We start from the raw sequence: 19,534 nt of genomic DNA on the forward strand, positions 1-19,534 counted from the left end.
CGTAGAGCAGGGCACAGGGGGATCTGGGATGGCAACGTTCAAAGCCCTGGAGCCGGAGGACCCGCGGCACGTGGGGCGCTACCGGATCGTGGCACGGCTCGGTGCCGGAGGAATGGGCCAGGTGTACTTGGCGCGCTCGCCCGGCGGGCGTGCGGTCGCGGTGAAGACCGTGCGCCGCGAGCTGGCCGAGGACGGTGACTTCCGGCGCCGTTTCGCCCGTGAGGTGGCCGCGGCCCGGCGGGTCAACGGGGCCTTCACCGCCGGCGTGGTGGACGCCGATGCGGACGGCTCGCCGCCCTGGCTGGCCACCGTCTACGTCCCCGGCATCCCGTTGGGGGAGGCGATCGCCAGGCATGGTCCTTGGCCGGCGCGGCCGATCTTCGCTTTGGGCGCGGGGCTGGCCGAGGCACTGGAGGCGATCCATAAAGCCGGCATCGTTCACCGCGATCTCAAACCGTCCAACGTGCTGCTGGCCGCCGACGGCCCCCGTGTGATCGACTTCGGGATCTCGGCGGCCGGCGAGGCCAGCGTGCTGACCCACACCGGCATGACGATCGGCACGCCCGGCTTCATGTCTCCCGAGCAGATCACCGGGCAGCCGGTCGGGCCGGCCAGCGACGTCTTCTCTCTCGGCGTACTGCTGGCCTGCACCGCCACCCGGGTCGGCCCGTTCGGCACCGGCACTCCGCACGCCCTGCACTACCGCGTCGTCCACGAACCGCCCGACCTGGCGGCCCTCCCGCCCGAACTGCGCGAGGTGGTGGCCGCCTGCCTGGACAAACAGCCCGAGCGGCGCCCCACCGTGGCCCACCTTCTCGACCAACTCACCAGCAGGGACGGCGCGGACGAGGACAGCCGAGCCTCCACCGCCTCACCGGCGCTCACCGAGCCCGGCTGGATGCCCGCCCAGGTCGCCCGGTTCGTCCAAGAGCACGCCTCCGCCCCCGTCCCCCACACCCTTCCGACACCGCCGAATGCGGGTCCCGCACAGCCCGAGACTCCCCGCCGTCCCTTACCCGGGACCCCGGATGCCTCCGCACCACCGTGGCCACCCCCGCCGTCGTCGAGCGACCTGCCCCACCGCTCACCGCCGACTGCGGCTGCCGCCCCGGCAGCACCCGGGACACACCACACCCCCGGCGAGCCCCGACAACCCCGTCCGCTCCCGCCGCCCGTCCCCGACAGCACCCCTCCCCGCCCGACAGAACCTCCCGCACCGGACCCCGCACTCCAGCCACTCGGCCGCACCCCTGCCCCGTCCACGGCAGCCGCTGCACCGACAGGCCTGCCGTGGATCCCGCCTGCGCCTGCCAGGCCGCCGGACATCGCTGCTCCGGTCCCGGCGCCCGCCGCCCGACGCCTCCGCATCCGTTGGCCGCTCAAGAACGTGATCCCGCTCGGCATCGGCCTCACGGTCCTCGTCGGCGGCCTCATCGGCTGCTACCAGTGGACGCAGACCCAGTACTACGTCGGCGCGAACGGCGACCACGTCGCGCTCTACCGCGGCATCGAACAGGACCTGGCCTGGATGTCGCTGTCGAAGGTCGAGAACGACCATCCCGAGATCGAACTCAGGTACCTGCCGCCCTACCAGCAGAAGTTGGTCGAGAACACGATCACGGAGGGCGACTTGCCGAACGCCCGGAGGAAGGTCCAGCAACTGTCCGTGCAGGCCTCCGCCTGCAAGAAGGAGAGCAAACGCCGGAAGGCCGAGAGCCAGGGCGGGGCCGGGGGCGCCGCAGCCACTCCCACACCCGGCCCAAGCCTCTCGGAGGAGGAGCAGAAGGTCGTCTCCCTGTGCGGCTCCTAATAACGACCCGGGTAGCGCATCTCAGGCATGACGGACATCGTCAGGCCCGCCGCTCAGTGCGAGATCCTCTACGAGATCCGTAGCTCTTGCTTCCGCCGACGGGCGTAGCCGTCAAAGTCTTGCTTGATGGCCATGACGTCCTCGACGCGGATCCGTATGGGACCGCAGTGCAGAGCGTCGCAGGAGCGGGGGAAGGTGCCGTCGATGAGCGAGACACCACTGAGCACCACACCCCCTACCTCATCGACCGCAGTGCACAGGACCGGGTGGAACGAGCAGTCCTCATAGACGTCGCCGACCTGAAGGTCGTTCGGATTACCGGGATCTGTCGTCCTACTCATGGGGCCAGACTGCCACCACTGAAGGGGCCGGCCGACCGGGGGACGTGCTCGGTCACATCGCACCGGCGCTCAAGGGGCCCGGCGGCACAGGCCGCGATGCCCTCGGTGGGCGGGGGTCGGTATCCGAGTCGATGTAGCGGGCGTGGAAGTCTCTGAAACTCGGCCGGCGGTCGAGTCGTCCGCTGGTCTCTCGCCTTCCCGGACAGCCGGCTCGTAGCTCATGCCCGCGAGACTTTCGCGCGCCGCCGGGGCCCAGCCGTGGTCTCCCGGCTGGGCCCCGTTCTCGTCGGACGAGCATGCATGGTTCCGTGTCGCGTGGTTCCCGCCCGCTGGAGCGGTCGGCGTCAGGGGGTCGTGAGGACCGAGGTCTTCACTACCTGTGCGCAGATGGCGTACGCCTGAAGCGTGCCCGGGTTGGCCGTGTCCGTGTTCGTGGCGAAAGCCCACCCCTCAACAACCTCACCAACGCCAGCCCCAGGCCGAAGCCGTGCGGCACGACCACCCGCCCTACGCGGTGGCGGGTCAGGCCGAGGCGACGGCGTCCTGCGTGCCGGCCGCGAATGCCTCGGGGCCCTGTTCCACCGCCGCCGGGTCCATCCACATGACCTGCCAGCCGTGGCCGTCGAGGTCGAAGAAGCTGCGCGAGTACATGAAGCCGTAGTCCTCCGCGCCGTCCACCTCGGTGGCGCCCGCCGCGAGTGCGGCGGCGCTGACCGTGTCGACCTCGGCGCGGGACGACGCGCTGAAGCAGTACAGCGCCAGCGCGTGCGTGCGAGGGTCGGCGATCGGCAGCTTCGAGAACTCCGCGAACTTCTCGCGGGTGAGCAGCATGACGAAGGCATGCTCGCCGACCAGCATGCAGGCGGCGGTCTCGTCGGTGAACTTCGGGTTGAAGCCGAATCCGAGCTTCGCGAAGAACTCCTTGCTGCGTTCGAGGTCCGCCACGGGCATGTTCACGAACAGCATGCGGCCTGCGTGGGCGGGAGTGGTCATGGTGGGTCTCCAGTCTGCGTTTCGATGGCGTACGTCCTGTAGACGTGCACGGTCGGCAGAACTCATCGGTGGTTCGCCGGCTGGTCGAGGAGCGGACGACTTCGCCGCACCGCAGACATTTGCGGAAGCCGGGGTCCGGTTGGCACGCTGCGATCATGACCACCGAACGCGACGACTTCACCGGATCCGCCGCGACAGGGCGGGCGACGGACTGGATCACCACACCTGTCACCGCGGAGCTCGTACGCGGTGCCCTCGAACTGGAACGCACCGAGCGGGGCCTGCTCCCGCACCGGCTGCCCGCCCGCGCCCGTGCGCAGTGCTCCGACGAGCAGCTCGCCATGGCCGAGGCGCAGCCGTCCGGCGTGCGGCTGGTGTTCCGCACCCGGGCCACCGCCGTCGAGCTGGACGTTCTGCCGACCAAGATGGAATATCCAGGCCTGCCGAGTCGGCCGGACGGCGTGTACGACCTTCTCGTGGACGGCCGTCCGGCCGGTCGGGCCGTCGCGTCCGGCGGGAACGTGCTGAGCGTGGACATGGCCACCGGCACCCGGGAGACCAGGCCCGGACCGGTCGGCAGTGTCCGGTTCGGCGAACTGCCCTCCGGCGAGAAGGACATCGAGATCTGGCTGCCGTACACGGAGATCACCGAGCTGATCGCCGTACGCACGGACGCGCCCGTCGAGCCGGCGGTCGACCGGGGCCGCAAGGTGTGGCTGCACCACGGGAGTTCGATCAGCCACGGCTCCAACGCCGAGAGCCCCACCACGACCTGGCCCGCCCTCGCCGCCTCCCTCGCCGGTGTGGAGCTGGTCAACCTGGGGCTGGGCGGCAGCGCCCTGCTCGACCCGTTCACCGCCCGCGCCCTGCGCGACACCCCCGCCGACCTGATCAGCGTCAAGATCGGCATCAATCTGGTCAACGCCGACCTGATGCGGCTGCGTGCCTTCACCCCGGCGGTCCACGGCTTCCTCGACACCGTCCGCGAGGGGCACCCGACCACGCCGCTGCTGGTCGTCTCCCCGATCCACTGCCCCCTGCACGAGGACACTCCGGGGCCCACCTTCCCGGACTTCAAGGACGGCGGGATGACGTTCCGGGCGGCCGGTGATCCCGCGGAGCGGGCCGCCGGGAAACTGACGCTCCGGGTCATCCGGGAGGAACTCGCCCGGATCACGGCCGCGCGGGCGGCCGACGACCCTCATCTGCACCATCTCGACGGTCTCGACCTGTACGGCGAGGCGGACTTCGCCGAGCTGCCGCTGCCCGACCTGCTGCATCCGGGCCCCGCCGCCCACCGGCGCATCGGCGAGCGCTTCGCCGAGCTGGCCTTCGGCACCGACGGACCGTTCGCCCCCGAGAGCGACTGACGTCTCGTCAAAATGCGTCGATCAAAGGGACAGTCGGCGGTCGGCGTTCGTGTCACGCCGACCGCCGGGGGCTGGTCCAACCATGCTGATTTCAGGGGCTGTTAGCCGCGCGGACGCTCGAGGGTCAGCAGCAGGCCCTCGACCGCTCCGGGGCCTATGCGACCCTTGACGTCGGCGGCGGTGATCGCCTTCAGGGCCCAGCCGTCCTCGGCGTGCTTGTTCAGGACCTTCTCCAGCTTGTCGCTGTCCAGCGCGTCGCCGATCAGCGACTCCCGGAAGGTGACGACCTTGTACTCGTACGTGTAGGGGGTGCTCATGGTGGCGAAGTCCTCCTGCGGTCCGGCGGTGCCGGGTTGTGGTGTGGTGGCCTGGGCCAGCCAATCATCCTCGGGGGCGCCGGTCACCGGCGCCCCCGCCTCCACCGGGGAGAGACACAACGTGGCCTGCGGCGAAGTGCACGGACCCGACGACGAAGCCGGGGTGGCCTGATGTGCTGGAGCGCGACGGCCGACCTCGTGGCGGGCACCGCGGTCGCGGCGGTCGGGGCAGCCTGCGTGGCACGAGTGCGTGACATCCGGGAACTGCCGCTGGCCGCACTGCCGTTGCTGCTCGGAGCGCATCAGCTCGTGGAGGCGGTGGTCTGGCACTCGGGCGGGGGCGGCGGACCCGCCACGGTCGTCTGGGCCGTCATCGCGATGCCCCTGCTGGCGCTGTGGATGCCGGTCGCGGTGCTGTGCGCCGCCTCGCCGACCGCCCGCCGACGCCTGGTCCTGCCCCTCGCCGCGGGGGTGCTCACCGCCGCGGCGCTCGGGTACGCCCTGGCCACCGGAACCGTGACGGCCGAGATCCGCGGTCACACGGTCGGTTACGTCGTCGGTCTGTCCCACGCGCCCGTGCTCGTCGCGGGCTACCTGCTGGCCACCGTGGGCTCGCTGCTGCTGTCCGGCGACCGGCGGCTGCTGGTGCTGGGCGTCCTGGTCGGCGTCGGCGCGTCGGTCTGCTGGGCGTTGTGGCGCCTGGAGTTCGTCTCGACCTGGTGCGCCCTCGCGGCCGTGTGCTCGGTGGTGGTGTTCGGCTGGGTGCGCGCCCGCCCGGCCCGGGCGGTGGCCGCGCGCGGGTGACCACCGGGACACCGGTGCGGTACGAGGTCACGTACCCGCCGTCCGTGCGCGGGAGCACGGAACCGGGTGGCCCCTCGACGGCCGGGCGCCACCCGGTGACGGCGGCCCCGCGTCAGCAGATCCGCGGCAGTTGTTCCCCGATCGGCAGGTCGACCACGCGGGTGCCGCCCAGCGGGGTGCGGGCCACCACCATGCCGGGGTGTTCCTCGACGGTCTCGCCGATGATCGCCGCGTCGGCGCCCAGCGGGTGGGCCCGCATCGCCGTCAGGACCGCGTCGGCGCTCTCGCGCGGGACGAAGGCGACCAGCTTGCCCTCGTTGGCGACGTACATGGGGTCCAGGCCCAGGATGGCGCACGCGTTGGCCACGGCCGGCGGGACGGGCAGGTCGCGCTCCCGGAGGACCACGCCCGTGCCGGAGGCCGCCGCGATCTCGTTGAGCGCGGCCGCCAGTCCGCCGCGGGTGGGATCGCGCAGCACATGCAGGTCCGGGGTGACCGCGAGCATCGCCTCGACCAGGGGGCCCAGCGCCGCGCAGTCGCTCTCCAGCTCCACGCCGAACTCCAGACCCTCCCGGACACTCATGATCGCCACTCCGTGGACGCCGATCCCGCCGCTGACGATCACGACGTCGCCGGGCACGACCCGCTGCGGCCGCAGGTCCACACCCGCCGGGATGAGCCCGATGCCCGCGGTGTTGATGAAGATCCCGTCGCCGTGGCCCGCCTCCACCACCTTGGTGTCGCCGGTCGCCACCTCGACGCCGGCGGCCCGCGCCGCGGCACCCAGGGCCTTGGCCACCCGGTCGACCACCTCCAGCTCGACGCCTTCCTCCAGGACGAACCCGCAGGAGAGGTAGGCGGCGCGGGCACCGCTCATCGCGAGGTCGTTGACGGTGCCGTTGACGGCCAGGTCGCCGATGCTGCCGCCGGGGAAGAACAGCGGCCGCACCACGAAGGTGTCGGTGGAGAACGCCAGCCGTACGCCGCCCAGGGTGAGCGCGGCGGCGTCGCCCATGCCCGCGAGGACCGCGCCCCCGTAGGCGGGCGCGAAGATGTCCCGCACCAGCTCGGCGGAGAGCGCCCCGCCGCCGCCGTGGCCCATGACGATCCGGGGCCTGTCGCGCACCGGGGCGGGGCAGGACCAGGTCTCGGGGTCGAGGGTGATCTCAGACAACGGGGCTCGCCTCCCGGGCAGCGTTGGGGATGTCCAGTCGCCGGTAGAGGTAGTACGCGGCGCAGGCGCCCTCGCTGGAGACCATGGTGGCTCCGAGCGGGGTGCGCGGGGTGCACAGGGTGCCGAAGGCCTCGCACTCGTGCGGTTTGAGCAGTCCCTGGAGGACCTCGCCGCTGCGGCACTCCTCCGGTTCGAGGGTGCGGATGCCGGTGACGGCGAACCGGTGCTCGGCGTCGTAGGCCCGGTACTTCTCGGACAGCCGCCAGCCGCTGTCGGGGATGACGCCGATGCCGCGCCAGGCGCGGTCGGTGACCTCGAAGACGTCCTCCAGCATGGCCCGGGCGGCCGCGTTGCCCTCGGGGCGGACGGCGCGGGCGTAGGCGTTGTCCACGGTGTGTTCGCCGCGTTCCAGCTGGCGGACGGTACGACGGATCCCTTCCAGGATGTCCAGCGGCTCGAACCCGGTGACGACGATCGGCACCCGGTGGCGTTCGGCCAGCTCCGGGTACTCCCCCACGCCCATCACGCTGCACACGTGACCCGCGGCCAGGAAGCCCTGGACCCGGCAGCTCGGGGACCGCATGATCGCCTCGATGGCGGGGGGCACCCGCACATGCGACACCAGCAGGCTGAAGTTGCGGATGCCGAGCTTCCTGGCCTGATGGACCGTCATGGCGTTGGGGGGCGCCGTCGTCTCGAAGCCGATGCCGAAGAACACCACCTGGCGGTGCGGGTTCTGCTGCGCGATCCGCAGCGCGTCGAGGGGCGAGTAGACGACGCGTACGTCGCCGCCCTCGCCGCGCACCTGGAACAGGTCGCGTCCGGTTCCGGGGACCCGCAGCATGTCGCCGAAGGAGCAGAAGATCACCTCGGGGCGGGAGGCGATCTCCAGCGCCTTGTCGATGACCTCCAGCGGGGTGACGCAGACGGGACAGCCCGGCCCGTGGATCAACTCGACCTCGTCCGGCAGGAGTTGGTCGATGCCGTGGCGGATGATGGTGTGGGTCTGTCCGCCGCACACCTCCATCAGCGCCCACGGCCGGGTCACCGTGGCATGGATGTCGTCGAGGAGCCTGCGGGCCAGCCCGGGGTCCTGGAACTCGTCGATGTACTTCACTTCCGTGTCTCCTCGATGACGTGCCCGCCGGCCTCGGTCGGCGCGGCCCCGCCCGCCGCCGCCTCCCAGGGGTCGCCGAACTCCTCCTGGAGCATGCCGAGAGTGGCGAAGAGCTCCAGCGTCCGCTTCGCCGACTCCTCGTCCAGCCGTTGCAGGGCGAACCCGACGTGGACGATGGCGTACTCGCCGACCTGGAGGTCGGGCAGGTATTCCAGGCACACCTCCTTGACCACGCCGCCGAAGTCGACGCTGGCCATCCGGGTGCCGTCGCGTTCCTCGATGTCCAGCACTCGGCCGGGTACCGCCAGGCACATGGGCCTCTCCTCGCTGTGGGTCGTTCGCGTCGCCCGTGCTGCCGGGCATGTGTCCAGTGCCGTCGGGCAGTTGTCCGTCCGGCGGTGCGGGCGGTCGGTCACCCGTAGGCGTCGTGGGGCCGGTCCCTGACGCGGGCGGCCACCACGAGCTGGCCGAGCGCCAGTCCGCCGTCGCCCGGCGGGACCAGGCGGTGGCGCAGGACCGTGAAGCCGTCCGCGCGCAGGGCGGCGGAACAGGCCGAGGACAGCAGGGTGTTGGCGAACACCCCGCCGGTCAGGGCGACCGTGTCGAGCCCGTGCCGGGCGCGGGCCCGGACACAGACCGCGTGCACGAGGGCCGCCACCGCCCGGTGGAAACGGGCCGCGACGAGACCGGTGTCCACGCCCGCCCGCAATTCGCCGACGATGCGCGCGAGGACGGGCGCGGGATCGGCGTGCAGCACGCCGTCGCCGTCCGGGCCGCCATCGCCCGTACCACCGTCGTCGGACCCGTACGAGCCGTCCATGCCGTACGGGCCGTCCATGCCGTACGGGCCTTCGTCGGGTCTCCGGGCGCGCAGTGCGAACGCGTAGGCGCCGGTGTCCTCTTCGGACGCCCCTACGGCGGCCGCCTCCAGCTCGACGGCCGCCTGAGCCTCGTAACCGGCCCGGTGGCACACCCCCAGGAGCGAGGACACGGCGTCGAAGAGCCGGCCCATGCTGGAGGTGGGGACGCAGTTCAGACCGCGCGCCAACTGACGCTCCAGTACTCGGAGTTCGTCATCCGGGCAGACGGCGACGCAGGGCAGGTCGGCCGACCAGGCGAGGCCTGCCGCACGCAGATGGGCGAGCGCCATGCGGTACGGGCGGCGTACGGCGGTGTCGCCGCCGGGCAGCGGGACAGGGGCGAGATGACCGAACCGGGTGAAGCCGTCGTAGTCCGCGAGCAGGATCTCGCCGCCCCAGACCGTGCCGTCGTCGCCGTGTCCGGTGCCGTCGAAGGCGACGCCGATCACCCGGCGGCCGCCGTCCAGCCCGTGTTCGGCCATGGCGGCGGCGATATGGGCATGGTGGTGCTGGACGCGTACGACGGCCCGCCCGCGCGCGTTGCGCTCGGCCCAGCCGGCCGAGCGGTAGCCGGGATGCCGGTCGGCCGCCAGCAGTCCCGGCCGCACCCCGGTGATCGACTCCAGCTGGACCGTGGCCCGTTCGAAGGCCCGCTGGGTGCCCAGGTCGTCCATGTCACCGATGTGCGCGGACAGCCAGGCCCTGCGGTCCTCGCCGAGACAGAACGCGTTCTTCAGGTCGCCGCCCACGGCGAGGGCGGGCCGCACGGGCACCGGGAGCGGCACGGGCAGCGGCGCGTAGCCGCGGGCGCGCCTGATCACCAGCGGCTCGCCGTCGCAGATCCGTACGACGGAGTCGTCGCACGGCACCTGGATCGGCCGGTCGTGGGTGAGCCAGGCGTCGGCCAGCGGCGCCAGCCGGTGCAGCGCCTCGGTGTCGTCGGTGACGATCGGCTCACCGGCCACGTTGCCGCTGGTCATGACGAGCAGCCGGGGTCCGTCGGGGTCGCCGGGCAGACCGAGCAGCAGATGGTGCACGGGCGTGTAGGGAAGCAGCACGCCGAGGTCCGGGCTGCCGGGCGCGACGGCGGCGGCCGGCCGCAGCGCACCCGACTCCGGCTGCGCGTGGGGCACGGTACGCCGACGCAGCAGTACGACGGGCCGGGCGGCGCTCTCGATCAGGGCCCGCTCCTCGGGTCCCACCCTCACGAGGTGCGCGATGTCGTCCACCGTCCGCGCCATGACGGCGAACGGTTTGTCGCCGCGCGCCTTGCGGCGGCGCAGCGCCGCGACCGCGTCGGGGTTCGTGGCGTCGCAGGCCAGGTGGTAGCCGCCCAGGCCCTTCACCGCGAGCACGGCTCCGGCCGCCAGGAGTCCACGGGCGTCGGCCACCGGGTCCGCCCCGGGGGCGGGTCGGGGCGGGCCGCCGGGAGTCCCCGCCGGGACGAGCAGGCGCAGCCGGGGCCCGCAGGCGGGGCAGGCGACCGGCTGGGCGTGGAAGCGGCGGTCGGCCGGATCGGCGTACTCCCGGGCGCAGTCGGCGCACATCGCGAAGTCCGCCATGGTGGTGTGTGCCCGGTCGTACGGCACCCCGGTGACGATCGTGAATCGCGGCCCGCAGTGGGTGCAGTTGACGAACGGGTGGCGGTGGCGGCGGTCGGCCGGGTCCGCCAGTTCGCGCAGGCAGTCGGCGCAGGTGGCGGTGTCGGGCGAGACCAGGGTGCGGGCGGGGCCGTCGGTGTGGGAGGCCAGGATGGTGAACGCGCCGCCGCCGCTGGCGGGCACCTCCTGGTGGTCGACGGACTCCACCCGGGCCAGCGGTGGCGCCTGGGCGGCGATCCGCTCGCAGAAGGAGGCGACCGCCGAGGGTGCCCCCTCGACCTCGGCGACGACACCCTCCGGGGTGTTGGTCACATGGCCGGTCAGGTCGAGCGCGGTGGCGAGGGTGTAGAGGTAGGGCCGGAAGCCGACGCCCTGGACCACTCCGCGGACGGTGACGCGGCGGCGCTGCGGCGGGTCGCCGGCGCGTGCGGGCGCGGTCGGTGGTGCGCTCACGGGTGGGTGCGGGGCACGGCGTCGGCGTGGGTGCCGGGACGGGCGTGGGCGTGGGTGCCGACCTGGCTGTGACTGTCGCTGTGGCTGTGGCTGTGGCTGTGACTGTCGCTGTGGCTGTCGCTGTGGCTGTAACCGGGCGGGTGCTCGTGCGTGTGGCCTTCCGGCAGCGGGTGCTCGTGGGCGTGGGCGTGGGTGTGCGCGTCGGCTGTGCGGGCCATGACCGGGACGTGCGGGGGCGCGCCGTCCGCCGCCGCCAGCGCCCGGTCCAGCATGGCGCCGACCCCCCGGCCGTGCCGTGCGGAGGTCAGCACCACCTCGACGCCGGGGTTGACCCGCTCGACATGCGCGCGGAACGCGGCCTCGTCGAAGTCGACGGCCTCGGCGAGGTCGGTCTTGGTGACGACCACCAGCTGGGCGAGGCCGAAGGCGGTGGGGTACTTCAGCGGCTTGTCCTCGCCCTCGGTCACGGAGGCGAGGACGACGCGCAGCGTCTCGCCGAGGTCGTAGGAGGCGGGGCAGACGAGATTGCCGACGTTCTCCACGAACAGCAGCCGGGTGTCGTCGGGCAGCCAGCCGCGCAGGTGCCCGGCGAGCATCGCGGACTCCAGGTGGCAGAGGCCGTCGGTGAGGACCTGCTTGACCGGTACGCCCGAGCGGGCGAGCCGTACGGCGTCGTTCTCGGTGGCGAGGTCGGCGGTGAGCGCCGCGACGGGCACCGACCGCTCGCGCGCGAGCAGCAGCTCGCGTTCCAGCAGGGCGGTCTTGCCGCTGCCGGGGCTGGAGAGGATGTTGACGACCGCGGTCCCGCGCGCGGTCAGTTCGGCGCGCAGGGTCTGCGCGCCCGCGTCGTTCTTGGCCAGTACGGCCTGCCTCAGGTCGACCACGCGGCACATGGTTCAGCGCTCCTCGGGGATCGGTTCGCGGGCTGGTTCGGGCGTCCTGCCGTCGTCCCAGTGCACTGCGGCGATCTGTAGTTCACGGCCCGCCCGGAGGTCGGTACCGGCTCCGCCGCACCGCGGGCAGCTCAGCAGGGGCGGGATGCCGACGGCCCATTCGTGCGCGCACGGCGCGCAGCGGGCCCGTCCCGGCACGGTCTCGGTGACCAGTTCGGCGCCTTCGAGGACGGTCCCGGCACAGGCCAGTTCGAAGCAGAAGGCCAGGGCGTCGGGCACGACACCGGCCAGTTCGCCCACCAGGAGCCGTACCGAGCGCACGGCCGTGACGTCACCGGCCCGCTCGGCCGCCTCCTCCACCTGGCCGATCACCGCCAGCGCGATGGACATCTCGTGCATCGGTCTCCGTCCGCCCGGGCCGGTCCGCGCCGACCGCCGCCGACCGCCAGGGGGTCGACCGGCCCGTCGGGCGGAGCGTCCGCCGCCCTCATTAGAAGGGAGCCGTCCGGGGGCGGCGGACCGGCGCGCCGTCGCCGGCCGGGCGGGTACGCCGTTCGCCGCAACGCACCCGGTGCCCTTCCGGCCGGAAGGGCACCGGGTGCGGGGCCCGCCGGAAGGGCACCGGCTCACATGCTGCGCATGCGCAAGTAGCGTCTGATGTCCGGCAGGGACTGCACGAGGACGGCGGCGACGACGGCCGCGGCCGCGCCACAGGCAAGGGTCTTCAGCATGGTTGTCTCCTCACTTCGCGGCCTCGCCGACCGTGGCCCGCGGCGCGGACTCTCCCGGCTCGTCGGCCCGCAGCAACTCTTCGATCAGCCGGACGGCCTGCGGTACGGCGGCGGCCACCGGCGCGCTGAGGCCGATGCCCTCCTCCACCGAGGCCGGTTCGCAGCCGACCACCAGCACGCGCCCGGGCGGCTGTCCGCCGGTTCCGGCGCACAGGGTCCCCAGCAGCGCGAGCACGGTGTCGGGGGTCATACGGTGCCCGTCGAGCGCGGCACCGGGCGGCGCCGCCTCCCCTGCCGCGCCGTCGTGTTCGATCAGGTACAGCGTTCCGGGTGCCTCGCCGCGCCGGGTGGCGTCCACCAGGATCAGGGTGTCGTAGCCGTCGAGGACCTGGTACGCGAGATGCACGCCCCGTACGCCGATGTCCACGGCCTCGACGCGGTCGGGCAGCCGTCTGCGGGTGAGCGCGCGCACGGTCTCGACCCCGAAGCCGTCGTCGCCGAGGAAGATGTTGCCGATGCCGGCGACCAGGACCCTGCCGTCCGGGGCGTGGGTCCGGTCCGCGGAGGCGTTCATACGGGGTCCTCCAGTGGTGTGACCTCGTCGGGCTGGAAGTACAGGTAACGGCCCTGTTCGCGGCGGATGTCGGCGCCCGGGTCGCCCTCGACCGTGACGGCCAGGTGCACCGCGCCGTCCACGTCGTGCAGCACCGCCTCGACCTTGGCGCTGCGGCCCTGGAGGAAGAGGTCCTGGGCGTCGGTGCGCCGCAGGCCCGGCCGCAGCAGTACGCGGCTCCCCGCGCCGAGCGAGCGGCCCTCCACCACGACGCGGTCTCGGGCCGGATCGAAGCCGGCGTCGCTCGCGGGATCCCACCACGGTGTGTCCTGGCGCTGCACGCCGAACTCGTCCGGGAATCCCGGGCCCGCGGCGCCGACCGGGTTCGCCGGTCCGGCGCCGGTCACCTCGCGCAGGCCGCGTACCGCACCGTGCAGGCGTTCCAGGACCTCGGGGGGCATCGAGTCCGCCAGGTCGATCACCGCGGCGGCCCGCTCGTCCGTCCCGCGGGCCTCGCGCTTCTCCTCGTCGGTGAGGGCGGCGGTGCGCAGTGCCAGGATCTCGTCGATCTCGGTGGCGTCGTAGAGCGCTCCCGGGCTCTCCGGGGCGATCGCGGGATGGTCGTCCAGGATGATCGGCGAGGACAGCACCAGGTCCGCGCGGCCCGGTTCCCCGGCGAGCACGGGCCAGGTGTGCAGGTTGCGGCAGGACGCGACGGCGCCTTTCGCCCACTCCGGCGGATCCGTCATGGACAGGAACGACCCGGCGCTCAGGCCCATCAGCAGATGCGCGGCGACCAGACAGTGCGGCAGCGCGGCGTCCCGGTCGGCGGTCCGCCCGTCCGGGGGTGTCCAGGTGCCGGTGTTCTCGACCACGGCGGTCAGCCGCAGCGTCCGGTAGGGGCCGTCGAGTTCGCAGGCCGACAGCCGCACGACGCCGTCGACCCGCTCGTACCGGCGCACCAGCCGGCCGACGGTGCGGCCGCCCGCGTCGAGGACCGGCTCGGTCTCCTCCCGGGCGGGCCGGGTGAACGGGGCCGTGACGCCGTCGCCCAGGAGGTCGTCCACCGCGGCGACGACCTCGACGTGCTCCTCGGCTCCCTCGTCCCAGGGGACCAGGACCCGGTCCTCCAGGCGCAGTTCGGGAACCGTCTCGAAGCCGCCGTCCGGGTTCAACCGCTGCACGGTCCGCCGCCGGGCGTGCAGGAAGCGCAGCTCGACCGACAGGGTCGCGCCCGCCTTCGGCTCCATCAGGCATTCGGTGTGCTGGAACTCGTGCTCCTCGCACTCGGCGCCCCAGGCGGGCGGCACCAGCACCCCGAACTGCCAGCGCAGCCGGTTCTTGGCCGCCGAGGCGCGGTACGGGTAGAGGACGTAGCCCTCGAAGAGGACGGCGTCGGCGACCTGCCGGGCCAGCGCGAACCGTTCCTCGGTGGCCGGGGTGAAGGCGGTCACGGTCACGGGGCGGTCCTTCCGGTGCTTCGCGTCAGCGCCGCGAACGGATCGGCGGGAAGGGCGTCCGTACGGAGGCCTTCGGTGCGGGGCGGGTCCGTACGCGGTGGGTGGGCGGGCGCGCTGTCGTCGAGCAGCGCCCGCAGGGTCGCCTCCCAGGAGGGCAGGGCGTGGCGGGAGCGGTAGGCGAGCAGCGCGTCCATGGTGGCGCGGGGCAGCCGGATCCAGCCGCACCCGGGGAAGTGCTGTTCGACCATCTCCCGCCAGGCCGTGACCGGCATCCGGAAGGACGCCTCCCGGTCCCAGGGCACGGGCTCGACCCGGAATCCTCCGGCCCCGGTGAACGCCGTACCGGAGAAGAGCATCAGCAGCGGGACCTCGCCGCCGTCGAGCGCGTCCAGGTAGCGGCTGGCGGCGACGTCCAGGTCGTAGGTGCAGGGCACGACGAGATCCGTCTCCGTCTCGCCGGTGAAGCTGGGCACCATCACCGAGACCTGGGCGAACTGCACCGGCTGGAGGGTGCTCCCCCAGCGCGAGCGCTCGCCGAAGAGGTCCTTCAGGCCTTCGGCCTCGGCGGGCTCGTAACCGCGGCGGGCGGGTTCGATACGGATCTGGCAGCGCAGCGCGAGGGCGTGCACGCGGGCGCCGCCGGACGCGGTGACCCTCAGCCGGAAGACGAGGGTCGGCCCGGCGGCGTACCGGTCGGCGCGTACGCCGGTGCAGGCGAACGAGAACTCCGTCACGGTCGGCCCGCCTCGGCCAGGTGTACCGGCTCGGCTCGGACCGCGATCTGCGCGAAGAAGGTGTCCAGGGCGGCGCGGGCCTCGGCCCCGCCGTCGAAGCCCTGCCACAACAGCCGCATACGGCCCACCAGTTCGTAGCAGACGTCGATGGGTACGAGGTACCTCTCGCACCGCCCGTGGACGCGCCGCAGCAGCAGCGCCTCCACGTCGGGTTCGAGCAGTCCGGCGAGGCGGCTGTCGCCGAGCACCGCCGTCCAGACCGCCGGTTCGAGCTCGCTCTCGGTGGCCCCGGCCGGGCTGGGGTAGTGGGCGACCAGCCGGTCGAGCGCCGCGTTGCGGAAGAAGAAGGCGACGCCGACCGGGATCTGGAGCGCCTCCCACGCGGCCTCGTCGAGGTGGTGGCCGGGGTCGGTGAGGTAGCGGTCCGGGACCGCGCGGAAGCGGCCGGCCGCCGCGCCCGGCCGCTCCATCAGCAGGGCGCAGCCGGTGCAGGCGCAGACGAGTGCCCGTTTCTCGGTGTCGACCAGGTGGCGGTGGTCCTCCTCGGGCACCGCCACCGCGCACAGTTCGCACCGCTCGGGGCGGGGCGGCCGCTCGGCCAGGAATCTGCGCAGGCCGCCGGAGCCGTTGCGGGATGCGCTCATGGTGTCCTCGCCGCCGTGGGGGCGCCGCCCGGGCCCTTGCCGATCTGGAGCAGGGGTGGTCCCGCGGGGGTGGTGCGGATGTCGACCGCCCGCACCTCCGGCGCGAAGCAGGCGAGCGCGTCCTCGGCGGCCTGCCGGGCGGATCCGGCGGTGGCGGCGCAGCCGCAACCCGAGTCCGCCGCGCCGGTCCGCAACTCCAGGGTGCCGGTCGCCTCGTCGAAGTCCGCGACCTCCAGGGCGTGTTCCCGGACGCTGTCCAGCGCACGGGCGATACGGGCGTCGCGGTCCTCGGGGTGGAGATCGTGCAGGACGAGCAGGCTCGCCACCAGTTCGTCGCCGAGCAGGACCGACAGGGCGTCGCCACCGGGGCGCCGGCCGGCGCCCGCCGACAGCAGCCGGACGACACGGGCCAGACCGGAGCCGTAGAAGTCCATGAGGGATCTGACGAGTTCCTCGGCCGCCTCGGCGGCGGCGCGGTCCCCGCCGGCCGCCAGCCGGTCCAGCACCTCCTCGACCCGGCGGCCGGCCTGCTCGGCACTCACCCTGCCCGCCGCGCTCGCCGCGTTCACCGCGCTCGCCGTCCTCGTCGACGGCGCCGTGTCCGTCGACGTCACCGCGCTCAACCGCCCAGTCCGCTCAGACCGGTGGGCACGTGCATCTTCTGCACGGTCCTGCCGCCGCCCACGTACATGTGGACGCCGCACGGCAGGCAGGGGTCGAAGCTGCGGACGGCCCGCATGATGTCGATGCCCTTGAAGTTCTCCGGGGGGTTCTCCTCGAAGATCGGGGTGTTCTGGACCGCGTCCTCGTACGGGCCCGGGGTGCCGTAGGAGTCGCGGACGCTGGCGTTCCAGGGGGTGGGCGGGTACGGGTGGTAGTTGGCGATCTTGCCGTCGCGGATCACCATGTGGTGGGAGAGCACGCCGCGGACCGCCTCGGTGAAGCCGCAGCCGATGCTCTCGTCCGGGACCTCGAACTTCTCCCAGGTCTGGGTCCGTCCGGCCCGGACCTCCGCGAGCCCCTGCTCCGCGCAGTGCAGGGCGACGGCGGCGGAGTACGCCTGGAAGTAGGTGCGCGCGCGGTTGCGTTCCAGCGCGTTGGACCACCGGGGGATCTTCCACTCGAAGGTGGTCTCCGGCTTGGTCATGGTGCGCGGCAGGGTGATGACCACGCTCTGCCCGGTGGCCTTCACGCCGCCGATGTCGACGAGTCCCGACAGGGCGGTGGACCAGAGGCGGGCCAGGGGGCCGCCGCCGGTGTCCAGGGCGAGGTGGTCCTTGCCGTCGAACCAGCGCGGTGACATGACCCAGCTGTACTTGTCGTCGAAGTTCCGCTTCTGCGGGGCGGGGATGGTGTGCTGGTTCCACGGGTGGCGCGGGTCCACCGGGTTGCCGAGCGGGTCGTGGGTGACGAACTGCTCCTGGCCCTCCCAGTCCTCGTAGTAGGAGCTGCCCAGCAGGATGCGGATGCCGAGGTTGATCTCGGTGAGGTCGTTGGTGACCAGCTTGCCGTCGACGATCACACCGGGGGTGACGAACATCCGCCGGCCCCAGTCCGTCATGTTGGCGTACGTGAAGTCGCAGTACTCGGGGTCGTTCAGCGCCCCCCAGCAGCCGAGCAGCACACGCCGGCGGCCGACCTCCTCGTACCCGGGCAGGGCCTCGTAGAAGAAGTCGAACAGGTCGTCGTGGAGGGGCACCACGCGCTTCATGAACTCGACGTACCGCATCAGGCGGCTGAGGTAGTCCGTGAAGAGCTGCACGGAGGCGACCGTGCCGACACCGCCCGGGTAGAGCGTGGAGGGGTGCACATGGCGCCCCTCCATCAGACAGAACATCTCCCGGGTGTAGCGGCTGACCTGGAGGGCTTCGCGGTAGAACTCGCCCTCGATCGGGTTCAGCGAGCGCATGATGTCGGCGATCGTGCGGTAGCCGTGCTCGGCGGCGTGCGGGGCCTCGGTGCGCTCGGCCAGCTCCAGGACACCGGGGTTGGTCTCCTTGACCATCTTCTCGCAGTAGTCGACCCCGACCAGGTTCTCCTGGAAGATGTTGTGGTCGAACATGTACTCCGCGGTCTCACCGAGGTTGAGGATCCACTCACCGAGGTGCGGGGGCTTCACGCCGTACGCCATGTTCTGGGCGTACACCGAGCAGGTGGCGTGGTTGTCACCGCAGATGCCGCAGATGCGGCTGGTGATGAAGTGCGCGTCGCGGGGGTCCTTGCCGCGCATGAAGACGCTGTATCCGCGGAAGACCGACGAGGTGCTGTAGCACTCCGCGACCCGCTTCTGCTTGAAGTCGATCTTGGTGTGGATGCCCAGGCTGCCCACGATCCGGGTGATCGGGTCCCAGGCCATCTCCACCAGGCCGGTGCCGTCGCCGGCCGCTTTCGTCGTCGGTGCCATCTCGGTGTGCCGTGCCCTTCGTTGCGCGCGGGTGTGGGGGGGGGTGGGTCGGGTCGGGGGCTCACATGGATCGGGGGCTCACGTGGACCGGGGGGCTCGCATGGGGCGGGGGTTCACATGGGTCGGGGGTTCACGTGGGTCGGGGGTTCACGTGGGTCGGGGGTTCACGTGGGTCGGGGGTTCACCACGGCGGCCGGTAGCCGGTGGTGATGCGCTCCCCGGTCTGGCGCCACTTGGGCTCCTTGTCCACGGTCCTGGCCGTCACGGACCGCAGCTTGCGGATCACCGCGCCGTACGCGCCGCTCGCCGTGCTGGACACCCGGGCCCCGGGCGGTTCGTCCATGAAGGGCATGAACATGTCGGGGAAGCCCGGCATGGTGCAGGCGATGCAGATGCCGCCGACGTTGGGACAGCCGCCGATGCCGTTCATCCAGCCGCGCTTGGGCACGTTGCACTTGACGACCGGACCCCAGCAGCCGAGCTTGACCAGGCACTTCGGCGAGTCGTACGTCTCGGCGAACTGCCCCTGCTCGTAGTAGCCGGCGCGGTCGCAGCCCTCGTGCACGGTGGCGCCGAACAACCAGGCCGGACGCAGCTTGTCGTCCAGCGGGATCATCGGGGCGGCGCCAGCGGCCTGGTACAGGAGGTACGTGAGCGTCTCGGAGAAGTTGTCGGGCTGGATCGGGCAGCCGGGCACGCACACGATGGGGATGCCGGCCTGCGACTTCCAGTCCCAGCCGAGGTAGTCGGGCACACCCATGGCGCCGGTCGGGTTGCCGGCCATGGCGTGGATGCCGCCGTAGGTGGCGCAGGTGCCGATGGCGACGACCGCGAGCGCCTTCGGGGCGAGCCGGTCGATCCACTCACTGGTCGTGATGGGCTGGCCGGTCTCCGGGTTGTCGCCGAAGCCGCACCAGTAGCCCTCGGGTTTGATCGCCTCGTTGGGGATGGACCCCTCGACGACGAGCACGAACGGGTCGATCTCGCCCCGCTCCCCCTTGAAGAACCACTCGATGAACGTGTCGGCGCCACCGACCGGACCGCATTCGAAGTCGATCAGCGGCCAGTGCACCTGGATCTTCGGCAGGCCGGGCAGCACACCGAGCACGATCTCCTCGATGCTCGGCTGCATGGCGGCCGTCAGCGCGACCGAGTCGCCGTCGCAGCTCAGCCCTGCGTTGATCCAGAGAATGTGGATCGTGGGTGCCTCGTCTGCGGGCGCACTTCCGCCGTCCGCAGCGTCGACCGGGCGCGGCGTTGCTGCAGTCATGGGAC

The 19,534-nt window shown here is 72.5% G+C and carries 20 protein-coding genes; 3 read left to right on the top strand and 17 right to left on the bottom strand.

Features of this window, described 5'->3' with window-relative positions; all coding sequences use genetic code 11:
- Positions 1-28: 28 nt before the first annotated feature.
- Positions 29-1,810, top strand: a complete 1,782-nt coding sequence (locus ACZ7OY_RS20760; protein ID WP_471912712.1) for a serine/threonine-protein kinase — start codon at positions 29-31, stop codon at positions 1,808-1,810.
- Positions 1,811-1,878: 68 nt separating this feature from the next.
- Here the strand turns inward: ACZ7OY_RS20760 and ACZ7OY_RS20765 are convergent, their stop codons facing one another.
- Positions 1,879-2,151, bottom strand: a complete 273-nt coding sequence (locus tag ACZ7OY_RS20765) for a hypothetical protein (RefSeq protein ID WP_471912713.1) — start codon at positions 2,149-2,151, stop codon at positions 1,879-1,881.
- A gap of 522 nt (positions 2,152-2,673) precedes the next feature.
- Complete coding sequence (locus ACZ7OY_RS20770; protein ID WP_471912714.1) at positions 2,674-3,144, bottom strand: VOC family protein; 471 nt, start codon at positions 3,142-3,144, stop codon at positions 2,674-2,676.
- 155 nt (positions 3,145-3,299) lie between these two features.
- Between ACZ7OY_RS20770 and ACZ7OY_RS20775 the strand changes: the two genes are divergently transcribed.
- A complete protein-coding gene (locus ACZ7OY_RS20775; RefSeq protein ID WP_471912715.1) occupies positions 3,300-4,514 on the top strand; it encodes a GDSL-type esterase/lipase family protein in 1,215 nt (404 codons plus the stop codon).
- A gap of 101 nt (positions 4,515-4,615) precedes the next feature.
- On the opposite strand, the gene ACZ7OY_RS20780 is transcribed toward ACZ7OY_RS20775, so the two are convergent.
- Positions 4,616-4,918 (bottom strand): DUF4177 domain-containing protein, encoded by a 303-nt coding sequence (locus ACZ7OY_RS20780; protein ID WP_471912716.1) that lies wholly within the window; start codon positions 4,916-4,918, stop codon positions 4,616-4,618.
- Between the two features lie 84 nt (positions 4,919-5,002).
- Here ACZ7OY_RS20780 and ACZ7OY_RS20785 point away from each other — a divergent pair, with 84 nt between their 5' ends.
- Positions 5,003-5,635: a DUF6629 family protein gene (locus tag ACZ7OY_RS20785; RefSeq protein ID WP_471912717.1), complete on the top strand. Its 633-nt coding sequence runs from the start codon at positions 5,003-5,005 to the stop codon at positions 5,633-5,635.
- Positions 5,636-5,747: 112 nt separating this feature from the next.
- Here ACZ7OY_RS20785 and hypE read toward each other — a convergent pair whose 3' ends face one another.
- The 14 genes from hypE to ACZ7OY_RS20855 form a co-directional block, all read right to left on the bottom strand.
- Positions 5,748-6,809 (bottom strand): hydrogenase expression/formation protein HypE, encoded by a 1,062-nt coding sequence (hypE, locus tag ACZ7OY_RS20790; protein WP_471912718.1) that lies wholly within the window; start codon positions 6,807-6,809, stop codon positions 5,748-5,750.
- Entirely contained in the window at positions 6,802-7,926 is a 1,125-nt protein-coding gene (gene hypD, locus ACZ7OY_RS20795; RefSeq protein ID WP_471912719.1) for a hydrogenase formation protein HypD, read from the bottom strand. The genes hypE and hypD overlap by 8 nt, the downstream gene beginning before the upstream one ends.
- Entirely contained in the window at positions 7,923-8,240 is a 318-nt protein-coding gene (locus tag ACZ7OY_RS20800; protein ID WP_471912720.1) for a HypC/HybG/HupF family hydrogenase formation chaperone, read from the bottom strand. Before ACZ7OY_RS20800 ends, hypD begins: the two co-directional genes overlap by 4 nt.
- Before the next feature lie 98 nt (positions 8,241-8,338).
- Positions 8,339-10,840, bottom strand: coding sequence for a carbamoyltransferase HypF (hypF, locus tag ACZ7OY_RS20805; protein WP_471912721.1), 2,502 nt, complete (start codon positions 10,838-10,840; stop codon positions 8,339-8,341).
- Positions 10,837-11,733, bottom strand: coding sequence for a hydrogenase nickel incorporation protein HypB (gene hypB / locus ACZ7OY_RS20810; RefSeq protein ID WP_471912722.1), 897 nt, complete (start codon positions 11,731-11,733; stop codon positions 10,837-10,839). Before hypB ends, hypF begins: the two co-directional genes overlap by 4 nt.
- 3 nt (positions 11,734-11,736) lie before the next feature.
- The gene (gene hypA, locus ACZ7OY_RS20815; protein WP_351621160.1) at positions 11,737-12,132 is read right to left on the bottom strand and encodes a hydrogenase maturation nickel metallochaperone HypA; all 396 of its coding nucleotides are present in this window, start codon (positions 12,130-12,132) and stop codon (positions 11,737-11,739) included.
- Positions 12,133-12,359: 227 nt separating this feature from the next.
- On the bottom strand, positions 12,360-12,464 hold the full coding sequence (locus ACZ7OY_RS20820; RefSeq protein ID WP_384728049.1) for a DUF6893 family small protein: 105 nt from the start codon (positions 12,462-12,464) through the stop codon (positions 12,360-12,362).
- A 10-nt stretch (positions 12,465-12,474) separates the two neighbouring features.
- Positions 12,475-13,038, bottom strand: coding sequence for a hydrogenase maturation protease (locus ACZ7OY_RS20825; RefSeq protein WP_471912723.1), 564 nt, complete (start codon positions 13,036-13,038; stop codon positions 12,475-12,477).
- Complete coding sequence (locus tag ACZ7OY_RS20830; protein ID WP_471912724.1) at positions 13,035-14,477, bottom strand: hypothetical protein; 1,443 nt, start codon at positions 14,475-14,477, stop codon at positions 13,035-13,037. Before ACZ7OY_RS20830 ends, ACZ7OY_RS20825 begins: the two co-directional genes overlap by 4 nt.
- On the bottom strand, positions 14,474-15,211 hold the full coding sequence (locus ACZ7OY_RS20835) for a DUF6084 family protein (protein WP_471912725.1): 738 nt from the start codon (positions 15,209-15,211) through the stop codon (positions 14,474-14,476). The genes ACZ7OY_RS20830 and ACZ7OY_RS20835 overlap by 4 nt, the downstream gene beginning before the upstream one ends.
- The gene (locus tag ACZ7OY_RS20840; RefSeq protein WP_471912726.1) at positions 15,208-15,855 is read right to left on the bottom strand and encodes a DUF5947 family protein; all 648 of its coding nucleotides are present in this window, start codon (positions 15,853-15,855) and stop codon (positions 15,208-15,210) included. Before ACZ7OY_RS20840 ends, ACZ7OY_RS20835 begins: the two co-directional genes overlap by 4 nt.
- Positions 15,852-16,424 carry a hypothetical protein gene (locus tag ACZ7OY_RS20845; RefSeq protein ID WP_471912807.1) on the bottom strand — a complete coding sequence of 191 codons (573 nt, stop codon included), beginning with the start codon at positions 16,422-16,424 and terminating at the stop codon, positions 15,852-15,854. Before ACZ7OY_RS20845 ends, ACZ7OY_RS20840 begins: the two co-directional genes overlap by 4 nt.
- A gap of 50 nt (positions 16,425-16,474) precedes the next feature.
- On the bottom strand, positions 16,475-18,259 hold the full coding sequence (locus ACZ7OY_RS20850; RefSeq protein WP_471912727.1) for a nickel-dependent hydrogenase large subunit: 1,785 nt from the start codon (positions 18,257-18,259) through the stop codon (positions 16,475-16,477).
- Between the two features lie 181 nt (positions 18,260-18,440).
- Positions 18,441-19,529: an NADH-quinone oxidoreductase subunit B family protein gene (locus ACZ7OY_RS20855; RefSeq protein WP_471912728.1), complete on the bottom strand. Its 1,089-nt coding sequence runs from the start codon at positions 19,527-19,529 to the stop codon at positions 18,441-18,443.
- Positions 19,530-19,534: the final 5 nt, after the last annotated feature.

The sequence above is a fragment of the Streptomyces sp. NPDC107559 genome (assembly GCF_055657365.1).